7 protein-coding genes and 1 pseudogene are annotated in these 12,655 nt (G+C 69.6%); 6 read left to right on the forward strand and 2 right to left on the reverse strand.

All coding sequences use genetic code 11. From position 1 onward, the window contains the following. The first annotated feature begins 120 nt into the window (after positions 1 to 120). From OHS70_RS34660 to OHS70_RS34670, 3 genes and pseudogenes are all read left to right on the forward strand, one after another. The gene (locus OHS70_RS34660; RefSeq protein WP_328404162.1) at positions 121 to 1,392 is read left to right on the forward strand and encodes an MFS transporter; all 1,272 of its coding nucleotides are present in this window, start codon (positions 121 to 123) and stop codon (positions 1,390 to 1,392) included. Positions 1,393 to 1,729: 337 nt separating this feature from the next. Next, on the forward strand, positions 1,730 to 2,710 hold the full coding sequence (locus tag OHS70_RS34665) for a formylglycine-generating enzyme family protein (RefSeq protein ID WP_328404163.1): 981 nt from the start codon (positions 1,730 to 1,732) through the stop codon (positions 2,708 to 2,710). 74 nt (positions 2,711 to 2,784) lie between these two features. Next, positions 2,785 to 3,114: pseudogene (locus tag OHS70_RS34670) on the forward strand (2-hydroxyacid dehydrogenase); the annotation flags it as partial. Between the two features lie 159 nt (positions 3,115 to 3,273). Here the strand turns inward: OHS70_RS34670 and OHS70_RS34675 are convergent. Next, positions 3,274 to 4,101 carry an SDR family oxidoreductase gene (locus OHS70_RS34675; protein WP_328404165.1) on the reverse strand — a complete coding sequence of 276 codons (828 nt, stop codon included), beginning with the start codon at positions 4,099 to 4,101 and terminating at the stop codon, positions 3,274 to 3,276. Between the two features lie 64 nt (positions 4,102 to 4,165). Here OHS70_RS34675 and OHS70_RS34680 point away from each other — a divergent pair, with 64 nt between their 5' ends. The 3 genes from OHS70_RS34680 to OHS70_RS34690 all read left to right on the forward strand — a co-directional run bounded on the left by OHS70_RS34680 (position 4,166) and on the right by OHS70_RS34690 (position 8,798). After that, the gene (locus OHS70_RS34680; protein WP_328404167.1) at positions 4,166 to 5,392 is read left to right on the forward strand and encodes an acyl-CoA dehydrogenase family protein; all 1,227 of its coding nucleotides are present in this window, start codon (positions 4,166 to 4,168) and stop codon (positions 5,390 to 5,392) included. 212 nt (positions 5,393 to 5,604) lie between these two features. Beyond that, positions 5,605 to 6,138, forward strand: a complete 534-nt coding sequence (locus OHS70_RS34685) for a MarR family winged helix-turn-helix transcriptional regulator (RefSeq protein ID WP_328404169.1) — start codon at positions 5,605 to 5,607, stop codon at positions 6,136 to 6,138. Positions 6,139 to 6,395: 257 nt separating this feature from the next. After that, entirely contained in the window at positions 6,396 to 8,798 is a 2,403-nt protein-coding gene (locus tag OHS70_RS34690) for a SpoIIE family protein phosphatase (protein WP_328404171.1), read from the forward strand. A gap of 131 nt (positions 8,799 to 8,929) precedes the next feature. Here OHS70_RS34690 and OHS70_RS34695 read toward each other — a convergent pair whose 3' ends face one another. Further along, on the reverse strand, positions 8,930 to 12,178 hold the full coding sequence (locus tag OHS70_RS34695; RefSeq protein WP_328404173.1) for a bifunctional cytochrome P450/NADPH--P450 reductase: 3,249 nt from the start codon (positions 12,176 to 12,178) through the stop codon (positions 8,930 to 8,932). Positions 12,179 to 12,655 lie beyond the last annotated feature (477 nt).

Consider the following 12,655-nt stretch of genomic DNA (forward strand, 5'->3'; position numbering starts at 1 on the left):
GCCGGCAGCCGGCGCCCCGACAACGAGAGTAGGAGGCGACATCGAATGAATGAAGCGTCCACTGTGGCCGGACCGCCCCCTGCGGGGCAGCCCAACGCCGGGACAGCCGGAGAACCGGGCGTGACCCGCAGATACGCCTGGGTCGTGTTCGCGATGGCGTTCGCGCTCATGATGTCCGACTACCTCGCCCGGCAGCTGATCGTGTCGATGTTCCCGCACCTCAAAGAGGAGTGGGGACTGTCCGACGCACAGCTCGGCGGTCTGGTCTCCGTCGTCTCGGTGACCATCGCGCTGGGCACCTTCCCGATCGCGCTGCTGGTCGACCGGTGGAGCCGGGTCAAGAGCATCGCGCTGATGGGCAGTATCTGGAGCCTGGCCACCCTCAGCGCGGCCTTCACCCACAACTACGGGCAGCTGTTCGCGGCCCGCGCCGCAGTCGGCCTTGGCGAGGCGGGGTACGGACCCGCCGCCGGCGCGCTGCTGAGCCGACTGTTCCCGGAGCGTCTGCGGGCCACCGTCTTCGGCGCGCTCCTCTCCGCCGGGTCGCTGGGCGCGGTGCTGGGTGTTGTGCTCGGCGGTGTCTTCGCCGACCGGTGGGGCTGGCGGGCCGCGTTCGTCATCGTGGGCATACCCGGCCTGGTCCTGGCGCTGCTGTTCCTGCTGGTACGCGACTACACCACCGTCCGGCTGCCCGCCGGCACGACGGCCAGGCCGAAGCCCGGCCTGCGCAAGCTGCTGGCCGAGCTGCTGCGGCCGCGTTCCGCCGTCGGGGCGTACCTCGGCGGGGCAACCCAGATCGTGGTCATGTCGGCGCTGTACGCCTGGCTGCCCAGCTACTTCAGCCGCTACCTGGGACTGCCGGCCGACCAGGCCGCGGCCAGGACGGCACTGGTCGTCGTCGCCGGTTTCTTCGGGCAGATCGTGCTGTCGTTCGCCGCCGACCGCCTCGCCCGCCGTGACCGGCGCCATCGGCTGCAGCTGCCCGCCGTGCTGTCGCTGGTGAGCCTCGTTCTGCTGACGGCCGCTTTCGCCGCGATGCCGCCGGGCAATCCGCAGTTGCTCGTCATCCTGGTTGCGGCATTCACCATCACCGCCCCGTTCGGCGTGGTCGCCTCGGTGTCCGTGGACGTGGTGCACCCCGCGCTGCGGGCCACTGCCATGTCCATGGCGGCAGTGGCGCAGAACCTGTTCGGCTTTGCCGTCGGCCCGCTCGTGGTCGGCGCGGTGTCCGACACCTACGGTCTGCGGGCCGCACTTGCGGTGATCCCGCTGTTCTGCGGGTTCGCCGCGGCCTTCTTCTGGTTCGCCTCCCGCCACTACGACCGCGACCTGCGCCGGGTCGAGGCCGGCATCGCTACGGACGACTCCTCCGACGAGGACGTCGCCCGATGAGTTTCACCGCCGCTGTCGCACAGCTCGACCAGATGATCGCCGCGCTGCGCGACGGCGAGTGGCCCTGACCGGCGAGTTCAGCCTCACCCCGAAGCCGCCGTGTTTCGTCACCAACCGGACCGCGGCGACGACCGGGCGGCGGCTGACCGCATTCGCCGCCCGGCCCCGCTGGTGAGCCGTGCCCGGCATTTTCGCCTCCGCCCTGCGCGGGTGGCCGACGCCCGCGGCAGCCACTCAACGGAGATCCACACAGGTCCCGGGTCCGCCTTCGGCTTGCGCCGCAGTCGGACCGGTACCGCAGCTCGTCCTGCTCAACCCAATGAAGGTGAACGACACCATGGCCACCCCCCAGCCCGTGCGACCCACCCCCCGGCACCAACCCGACGGCATGGTGTGGATTCCCGGCGGCCGGTTCGTCATGGGGTCGAACCGCTATTACCCCGAGGAGGCTCCGGCCCATCCCGTGGGCGTCGATGGTTTCTGGATCGACCCGCATCCGGTCACCAATGCCCAGTTCCAAGCCTTCGTCGAAGCCACCGGCTACCGGACGATCGCCGAGCGCCCCGCGGACCCGTCCATGTATCCAGGTATCGACCCGGCCATGCTCGCCCCGGCATCGGCGTTGTTCACGCCGCCTTCGCACCCGGTGGACCTGAGTTACCCGTACCAGTGGTGGTCGTACGTGCCCGGTGCGGACTGGCGGCACCCGGGCGGTCCGGGCACGTCGCTGCGCGATCGGCCCGATCACCCGGTGACTCATGTGGCGTGGCCGGATGCCCTTGTCTACGCGGAGTGGGCCGGCAAGCAGATCCCCACCGAGGCCGAATGGGAGTACGCCGCGCGCGGCGGCCTGCCCGACAGCGAGTTCGCCTGGGGCGACGAGCTCAACCCGGGCGGCCGGTACATGGCCAACACCTGGCAGGGCGAGTTCCCGCACGAGAACCTGCAGTTGGACGGCTATGCCGGCACCTCGCCGGTCGGGGCCTTCCCGGCCAACGGCTACGGCCTGTACGACATGATCGGCAACGTGTGGGAGTGGACGTCGGACTGGTACGCCGACCACCGGCGCCTCGCGACCAGCACCCCGACCTGCTGCGGCGCACCACGGCCGCGCGTCAACCCGGCCGGCGGGCAGGAAGTGGACAGCGCCGAACCCGGTCAACACCAGCGCATCCCCCGCAAGGTGATGAAGGGCGGCTCGCATCTGTGCGCGTCGAACTACTGCCGCCGCTACCGCCCCGCCGCACGGCTGCCCCAGCCGATCGACACATCGACCTGCCACCTGGGCTTCCGCTGCATCGTCCGCCCGGCTGCGTGAACCGCCGGGCGCGTGCGCACGTGGACCATCGACGCCTTGCACCGCGACGGCGCGCGGGGGCCAGAACCTCTTCCCCCTACCCCGAGGAGACCCGGCAGTTGCTGGACGCCGTCCGGCTGTCACTGGTGAAGCCCACCGCGTTTCTGATCAACACGGCCCGGGGCGCCCTTGTCGACCAGGAGGCCCTCGCGGACGCGCTTGAGGCCGGCCGGATCGCGGGGGCCGGCCTCGATGTCTTCGCCCCCGAGCCCCCGGGACCGGAGCTTCGGCCGCTGCGCGCGCCCAACGTGGTGCTCACCCCGCACATCGCGGGAGTCACTCGCAACACCGTGCCCCGGATCGTCAGGGCCGCGATGGAGAACACCACGGCATACCTGGACGGCGAGCCTCCGCGCGACGTGGTCTGCGGGGCGATTCGGCGCCCGGGCGGGCCATCACATCCGACGCCCAGTCGGTCCAGCAGCATGGGCCGGCACACCGCTGGGTGCGCCGGCCCATGCTGTGGGCAGATGGGACCGTCCTGTTCGCCGCATGACGGAACGCCCCACCGAGCTGACCGGAGATCAGGCCGAGTCGAGAAAGATGTCGAGTGCGAGCTCGCCGCTGAAGTCGGCGGGGGTGTAGACGGACAGGTCGGTGACACCCTCGGCGCCCAGCACCTCGTCGTCGATGTACAGGTTGCCGGTGCACTCCCGGGCGTTGCGGGTGAGGATGGCGTACGCGGCATCGGCCATGATCTGGGGGGCCCTGGCATTTCGGGCACCCCCGACCACGTTGCGTACGGCGGCCGTGTCGATCAGGGTCCGCGGCCACAGGGAGTTGGCGGCGATCCCATCGGCTGCCAGCTCCTCGGCGAGCCCGATGGTGCACAGGCTCATCCCGTACTTGGCCAGGGTGTAACCGAGATGTTTCCCCACCCAGTACGGCGCGAGGTTCAACGGCGGGGAGAGCGTGAGGATGTGTGGGTTGTCCGCCTCGCGCAGGTGCGGGATCGCGGTCTTGCTCAGCAGGAACGTGCCACGCGTGTTGATGTCCTGCATCAGGTCGTACCGCTTCATCTCCAGCTGCTCCGACGGCGACAGGTCGATCGCGCTGGCGTTGTTCACCACGATGTCGATGCCGCCGAAGGCCCTGACCGCCCCGTCGACGGCGGTGCGCACATCCTCCTCGTTGCGGACGTCGCCGACGACGGCCAGTCCCTTGCCGCCCGCGCGCTCAACCTCTTCGACCGCCGTGTACACCGTGCCTTCGAGCTTCGGGTGCGGCTCCGCGGTCTTGGCGAGCATCACCACGTTCGCACCGTCGCGGGCCGCACGCAGGGCGATGGCGAGTCCGATGCCGCGGCTGCCTCCCGACATCACGATGGTCCTGCCGACCAGCGTCTGTGTCATGGTCGAACCTCCAAAATCAATTGGCAGAGCTAATGATGTGCGGTGCTAATGATACGGTCCAGGTATGACTTCCACTCCCACACGCCAGAGCGACCGGCTCTACCACGAGCTCCTCGCCCCCGAAGAGACGCAGTCCGTTCGTACCGCCGTGCGCCGGATCGCGGAGCACGAAGTGGCTCCGCACGCCGCGGCGATCGCGGGAGGCGACGAGCGCACGGACGGTTTCCCCCGGCAGGTGTTCGACGCGCTTGCATCGGCAGGGGTCTTCCGGATCCCCTTCCCCGGCGAGGTCGGCGGCGACGGGCTGATCCATCCGGCGACCGCCACCGCTGTGGCCATCGAAGAACTGGCCTACTACTCCAGCAGCGTCGCGGCCGTCTTCGACGTGCACTGCATCCTGGCGGGCAACGCGCTCAACCAGGGCACCGAAGCACAGCGCAAGCGCTGGCTGCCCAAGGTGGTCGACGGCTCGCTGGTCGGCGCGTTCGCCACCACCGAGCCGGATGCTTCCAGCGACCTGTCTCCGCAGGCGGTTCAGACCGAGGCCATACGTACCGAGGCCGGCTGGGTGCTGAACGGCCACAAGCGGTGGATCTCCAACGCTCCGGTCGCCGGGTTCGTGGTGGTTCTCGCCCGGACCGGCACGCGGCTGAGCATGTTCATCGTCGACACGGCACTTCCGGGCGTGGAAGTCGGCCTCGCCGACCGCAAGATGGGCAACCGCGGCCAGCTCACCGCGGACATCCGCTTCACGAATGTGCACCTGTCCGACGACGATCTCCTCGGTGGCGCCGAGGGACACGGACTGCGCCACGCGCTGTCCACTCTGACCTACGGAAGGATCGGCATCGCGGCCGCCGGAGTCGGCATGGCACAGGTCGCCTTCGACCTCACCGTGGCCCACCTGTCGACGCGACACGCCTTCGGCAAGCCGGTGGCCGCCAACCAGCACTGGCAGTTCCTGCTTGCCGAACGGGCCACCGAGATCGAGAACGCCCGCACCCTCTACACCAAGGCCGCCCTGCGCCTGGATGCCGGCAACCCGTCTCCGGAGCCCGAGGCCGCGATGGCGAAGTACTACGCCACCAAGCTGTCGGTGGACATGGCGCGCGACGCCGTCCAGGCTTTCGGCGGTCTCGGCTTCGCGCGCGAACTGGGCGCCGACGGCAGCCCCGGTCCCGTCGAGGCGATCTACCGGGACAGCAAGATCGGTGAGATCTACGAAGGGACCAACGAAATCCAGAAGTGGGTCATCGCCCGCCAAATCTTCGGCCGCGACGTCATCGGCTGAACAGCCCGCAGCATCGCTATGGCACGTCACTGGTGAACGAAGTGGTTCCTACGGGCCGGTCAGACCGCGTATGTCCTGCCGGCGTCACGGTCTGGTCGCCCCCGGACATCGCTGCACACCCGCTCGCCGGCCGGGCGCACCACCGGACGGAGATGCGTTCCCCGTACGATGGACCACATCGTATGCACAGCTAATTATGGGTGGGGTGAACGATGTCCGAGGCGCCGCTGGTCCCCGGGACTGTGGCCGAGCACACGATCTGCCTGTTGACCAAGATCGGGCAGGTGGCATTCCGGATTGCCGAGGACGGCCTCGGCGATCTCGGGCTACGGGTGCGCCACTACAGCGTGTTGCAGGCGTTGGCCGACAACGGCCCCATGTCACAGCTGGCACTCGGCACGTTCCTGCGCATCGACCCGGCCACCATGGTCACCAGTCTGGACGACCTGGAGCGGGCTGGATACGCCGTACGGGAGAGGGATGCCCGCGACCGGCGCCGCTACGTGGTGAGGGTCACGGACGCCGGCCGCGAGATCCTTGCCGGTGCCAACCGAAGGCTCAACAGTCTCGATGCGGACGTCCTGGCCGACCTCGGTGCCGCCGACCGTAAGGCGTTGCATCGGATGATGAACGAGTTGGCGTCCGGCCCCACCCTCCCCCCCATGTTCGACGCTGTCCGCGACCAGGCCGGGGCACGGAAGACGCAGGGCGCTGGTCCACGGGCGGAGCCCTCGGAGGACAGCTAGGAGCGCGGCCGGTGAGGGCAGCGCAGACTGTCCGTCTGGCCGCTGAACAGGTGCTCGCGACGGCGGCAAAGCGGCCAGGTCGTCCGTCCACGGATGCGGGCGTACTCGCCGAGGTGCGTGAGGCCGCAGTCTGCCGGCACCGGCCAGTGGGCATGATCGGCTGTCCTGAGCGGCGCCTGATCGCCGTCTGCGGTGAAATGGGCCTGTTGACCTTGCCGCCTCGGACGGCGAGGGGAAGCGGCCCTTAGGAGTCGACGATGAACGCGCGACCGGGCACCTCTGAGCCCCGACGGCGGTCCGCGGCACTTGGTGCCCGGGTGGTGCTGGACGAGCAGGGTGCCGTCGCCGAGTGGAGTACGGAGGCCCAGGAACTGCTCGGCTATCCGGCGGATGAGGCCCTGGGCCGCCCTGTGACGGCCCTGCTGTCCGCCGGGGAGCGGTCGGCCTCCGCAGGCCCCGCGGAGGAGACGCCGAGCCCTGGTGAACGGTTGACCGCCCGGCATCGGAACGGGCACCTCCTCGATGTCCGCGCACAGGTGCGCCTCGTCGTGCAGGACGGCACCGTGCGCTGGGCATTGGTCCTGAAAGCCGCGGACGGCACCGATGAGCAGGAGCTCGATACGGCGCTGCTGAGGGCACTGCTGACCGAATCTCCACTCGGTGTGCAGGTCCTCGACCCCGAGCTCCGGGTCGTCCGGCTGAACCTTGCCGCGCCGGGAGCACAGGGGGCGGTGGGTGAGGAGGCCATCGGGCGCCTCGCTCGTGAGGTGGCACCGGGCGTGGTGGACGACGCTGCGGAGCACATCATCCGATCGGTGCTGGAGACCGGTGAGCCGGTGACCGACTACGAACACATGGGCCGCCCCCCGGCCGACCCTGATCACGATCACATGTACTCGGTGACACTCCTGCCGCTGAAGGATGAGAACGGAAGCGTCCTCGGGGTGTGTATTACTTCGGAGGACGTGTCCGAGCGGCACCGGGCACAGATGCGCCTGGCCCTGCTGGTGGAGGCGGGCACCCGGATCGGTACGACGCTGGACGTGACGACAACGGCCGAGGAGCTGGCTCTGGTCTCGGTGCCTGCCCTTGCCGACGTCGTGGTGGTGGATGTCCTGGACGATGTGTTCCAGGGTGAGGCGTCCCCGCCCGGGCCGGTGAGCGACGAGGCGCTCGTGCGGCGCGCCGCATTCCACGCCGCCGAAGGGCTGGACGTTCAGCCGGCGTACGCTCCGGACGAACTGGTCCCGACCTACCCGCCGTTCTTCACCGCGTGCTTGGCAGACCTGCAGCCCCGCCTGCTGCGTGACCTGCAGGCTGACCGCGAGTGGTCCACCCTTGAGCCTCACCGAACCGAACTCGTACGCAGGGCCGGCACGCACTCCATGATGGTCGTACCACTCACCGCCCGCGGTGTGATGCTCGGCATCGCCAGCTTCTACCGGACGAGGACCACCGATCCGTTCGAGGAGGACGATCTCGCCCTCGCCACCGAACTCGCCGCCCGGGCGGCCGTGTGCATCGACAATGCGCGGCAGTACACGCGCGAGCACAGCGCCGCCCTCACCCTGCAGCGCAGCCTGCTGCCGCAGCGCGTCCCGGCCCAGAACGCGGTGGAGGTGGCCTGGCGCCACGAGCCCTCCAGTAACGTCGGGGACTGGTTCGATGTCATCCCGCTCTCCGGCGCGCGGGTGGCTCTCGTGGTGGGGCAGCTGGTCGGGCAGAGCATGCAGGCAGCGGCGGAAATGGGCCGGCTGCGCAGCGCCATCAACACCCTTGCCGCACAGGACCTGGCCCCCGAGGAACTGCTCTCCCAGCTGAACGACCTGGTGACCGGCCAGGCCGATGCCCACCCTCCCGACGGCACCTCGGCAGGGACGCCTCTGACAGGGGCCACCTGTGTGTACGCGGTCTACGACCCCATCTCCCGACGCTGCACCTTCGCCCGAGCCGGCGCCTTGGCACCTGTGATCATCAAGCCCGAAGGCGCGGTGGAATTGCCCGACGTCCCGTTCGGCCCACCGCTGGGCAGCGGTCGTCCGCCCTACGAGACCGTCGAAGTGGAACTACCGGTGGGAAGCGCCATCGTCCTGTCCACCAGCAGCCTCGTCCGAGGCGGGGACCCGCAGACGGTGCCGGGCGGCCTGCGGCAGATCCTGGCCAACCCCCACCGGCCCATGGAAGACACCTGTGACGCCGTGGTCCGCGCACACCAGGACAGCATCACGTTGCTGCTGGCACGCACCAAAGGTCTCGGCGAGGACCAGGTGGCGGCCTGGACCCTGCCGAACGACCCGGCGGTCGTTACGACCGCCCGCACGCTGGCCCGTCGGCAACTAGCCAACTGGAGCCTGGAAGAGTTGGAGCCCACCACCGAACTGATCGTCAGCGAGCTGGTCACCAACGCCATCCGCTACGCCACTGGCCCCATCCATCTGCGCCTTGTCCGCGACCTCACCCTCATCTGCGAGGTCACCGACGGCAGCAGCACCGCCCCGCATCTGCGCCATGCGTACGAGACCGACGAGGGCGGCCGGGGACTCTTCCTCATTGCCCAGCTCACTCGCCGCTGGGGCACCCGATACGCCGCACGGGGCAAGACGATCTGGGCCGAGCAGGCCCTCCCCCTGGCCGATCACAATGAGGCCGAGCCTACTTGATCACCCGCGAGTTCCGTCCAGCCGGCCACGGGAGACCAGGACGCACCCGGGATCCTGCTGTCGTCGGCCAAAGTGTCATTGCGCACAGCCCAAGCAATTGAACGGCGGCACTCCCTGTTGCCGTGGGCTGGTCAGTCCGCGCCCCAGATGTCCTCCAAGAAGCGGTTCGCCTGGCGCAGTCCGGTGAACCAGGCATCTGCATCGCCGGCCGATGTGCCGGTGCGGCTGGCGAAGATGTCGGTGAGGGCGCGCCGTACATCGGGCGCCATCCTGGTGGCGTCGCCGCAGAGGAAGACCACGGCCTCCTCCTGCAGCAACTGCCAGACCTCGTCGGCGTGTTCCGTGATCATGTGCTGGACGTACGTCTTGGGCCTGCCCGGCACCCGCGAGAACGCCGGGTGCAGCCGTACGATCCCCAGCTGCTCGAAGTGCCGCAGCTCCTCCTCGTAGAGGAAGTCCCGTTCGGGGGTGCGGCAGCCGAAGAAGAGCAGCGACTGGGCGACTGGCGCGCCCTGTTCCTTCTGTGCGGCCCGCTCCTGCAGGAATCCGCGGAAGGGCGCGAGGCCGGTGCCGGCGCCGATCATGATCATCGGAAGATGGGGGTTGTCCGGCGGCCGGAACGGGATCGTGGGCTTGCGGACGAAGGCGAAGACTGTGCTGTCGGGGTCGCTGTGGGCCAGGTGGTTGGAGCACACGCCGTGGAAGAGTCCGTGGCCGGATCGGGCCGGGGCCTCCAGCACGCCGGTGGTGATGCTGCAGACGTCCGGGGAGACCAAGGGCGAGGAGGAGATCGAGTAGTAGCGCGGGCGCAGTGGCGGCAGCAGTTCCAGGAAGGTGTCGAACGGCAGATGGCAGTCCGGGAATTCACCGAGCAGGTCGAGCACCGACTGGCGCGGGGCGAAGACCCGCTCCTGGTAGTGCTCGCGGCTTTCGGGGTCGTCGGCGGCGAGGGTGAGCAGTTCGTCACGTTGCTTGGGGTCGACGGTGTGGGCGGCCATGGCCTCCAGGTCGGAGCGGGTGGCCACGTCCTGCAGCTCGACGCAGCTGGCGAGTACGCCGATCAACGGCACGGCCTGGCCCGTCGGCAGGTGGCTGGGCACCCCGGGGCCGGGTGCGATCGTGATGTAGTTGCCCAGGTCCAGCTTGAAGTGCCGGCACACGCGCCATACCGCGTCGACGGAGTTGCGCGGCAGCACGCCGAGGTGGTCGCCCGCCTCGTAGGTCGTCCCTTCGGGCAGGGCGATCTCCATGTGGCGGGTGGAACGTTCCGGCCGCCCGCCGTCGTGGTGCTGCAGCTCGCGGTTGACCCGTACGAAAGTGGGACGGGCACGGTAGGAGGTGACGACCGGGTTGGTCTCGCGCCTGTTGGCCATCGAGATCGCCAGCCGGGGCCTGGGAGCGGCGGCCTGACCGACCGCGGCCGGCAGCGACAGCGCCTCGGCGAGGTCCGGCCACAGCCCTGCGTGCCAGGCCCGGTACTGCCCGTCGAAGTCGCTCTTGGCGTCTCCCTCGCCGCGCGGGTGGACGCGGGTGGCGCCGTGTGCCTCCAGCTCGGTGTCGACCAGCTTGGGGACGGTCTGGTAAGTCGCCGCCCAGTCGGTGTGTCCGCAGCCGAAGACGGTGTACCGCAGGGCGGAGCAGGCGTCCGCCGGGGTCGCCGGGTCCTGCAGCCAGCCGCAGAACCGGGCGGCATTGTCCGGCGCTGTGCCGTTGTACGAGGCGGTGACGACGATGGTCGCACCCTCGCGGGGCAGATCGCCGAGGTGGTCGTCGAGCGGGCCGAGCGTGACGTCGAAGCCGCGTTCCGTCCCCTCCCGTGCGAGCTGTCCCGCGATCCCTTCGGCGGTGCCCAGGTTGGAGCCGAACAGCACCGCCAGCGGTGTACCGTGCACCTCCACGGCGGGCACGGCGGCCTCGGGCTTCGGCGCCTTCTCCGGTTCCGCCTCCACGGCGCGCGGCAAAGGCGCGGCGGCCGTCCGTCCAGCCAGTGGCCTGAGCTGCACCTTGAGCCCGTCCGGCTTGATGGTGAGGGTCTGTTTGATCTTCAGCTGGTAGCCGAGGTGGTCGATCAGGTCGAAGCGCTGCAGCAGCATGCCGAGCACCAGCTGCGCCTCCTGCATCGCGAACTGCCTTCCGATGCAGGCCCGTTGTCCGGTGCCGAAGGGTTTGAACGCGTTCGGCGGGAGCTGCGCCCGGCGCTCCGGGCTGAAGTGCTCGGGGTCGAAGTCCTCGGCGTTCGGGCCCCAGATGTCGCGGTCCCGGTGGAGTGCGGCGGGGAGGACGGTCAGCGGGGTGCCGGGGGAGATCCGGTAGCGGCCGCCGATGGTCGTCTCCTCGTACGGGGTGCGGGTGAAGGCGGGCGCGGTCGGCCACAGCCGCAACGACTCGTCCAGCACCTGCGCGATGTAGGTGAGCCGGTGCACCTGCTCGTACGTCGGCGCGACTCCCATGTCCGTGCCCAGGACCTCGTCGGCCTCGGCACGCGCGCGCTCGACCACCTCGGGGTGCTTGAGCAGGAAGTGCGTGGCGAAGGAGAGCAGACCGCTGGTCGTCTCGTGACCGGCGATGAGAAAGGTGATGCACTGGGCCCGGATGTTCTCGTCCGGAAGCCGCTCGCCCGACTGCCGGTCCACACCGGCCAGCATGCAGCCGAGCAGGTCCTTGGTCTCGCTGTCCCCGGCCGCCCGCCGCCGCCGGATGAGCTGATCGACGATCTCGTTCATGAACGCGTTGTCCCGCTCGTACCGGCGCTGGGCGCGCTTGCGGACGCGGTTGACGGCGGCGGGCAGCCGGGCCTGGTTCTGGGCCTCCAGCAGGACCCGCGTCATGGCCTGGACGAACGGGTGCGGAGTTTCCCGGTAGAAGGAGTTGAGGCGATAGCCGAATCCACACAGCGCGACGGTGTCCAGGGTGAGGCGGGTCATGTCGTCCGACACGTCGACCTCGTCGTCCGGGTTGAGCCGGGCCCACTTGTCGAGCAGCTGCCCGGCCAGGTCCAGCATCATCGGCATGTAGTCGCGCATCGCCTTCAGGCCGAACGGTGGCATCAGGATGTTGTGCGCCCGCTGCCACATCGGGTCGGCGGTGTCCGCGGTGAACAGCCCGTTGCCGATGGCGGAGTTCTGCAGCCGCGTCAGCCCGCCGGTCACCAGCTTGTCGAAGCGCGCGTCGTCGCAGATCTCGTCGACGAGATCGGTCCCGGAGACGAAGATCCGCTCACCGAGCGGCGTGTCCAGCCGGTAGATCGGCCCGTACTGACGAGCCAGCCGGATCGCGTGCTCGACGAAGTCCCGGTGCGCGATGTCCCGGAGATTCCCGATCAGCGGAAGCCCGGCGGGCGCGGGAATCGCCTCCGCACCGCGACCACTCAGCGTCGTCATCTCCATCACTCCCAGGAATCGGTGGAGCCGCCACCCGTGTATCGAGCGTCTCCCTGCGGTGCGGGGGCTGCAACAGCGGATGTGTTCGCGAGGTTCAGCTCCCGTCCCTCTGACCGAGAACACCGCGTCAGACCAGCGCGTTCTCACTCAGGCCGTTCGGCCTGATCAGTTGGGCAGCCCGTCCTGAGAGGAACCCGATACAGCGTGGCCGCCTGGCGCGGCCGAGCGATCGGGTCGCGGCGCGAGCAGGTCAGGGCGACATGCACTGCTCGGCGCCCGGGCGTATGTGGGGCTTGGCGGGCTGCGGCCGGGTCGCGAGAGTGCTTTTTCCTCGCCGACGTACTTGCCGGCGGGAGTGGCAACAGCTTCGACGGCCGGACGAGGAGTCGGAGCCTTTCCAGCCAGTCGCGCACCCCCTCGTTGCCGTGCCCTGCGGATGGCTCGCCCGCGCCGTCCGAACCGTCAGCTGACGGAATC

Source organism: Streptomyces sp. NBC_00390 (genome assembly GCF_036057275.1).
GTDB lineage: Bacteria > Actinomycetota > Actinomycetes > Streptomycetales > Streptomycetaceae > Streptomyces.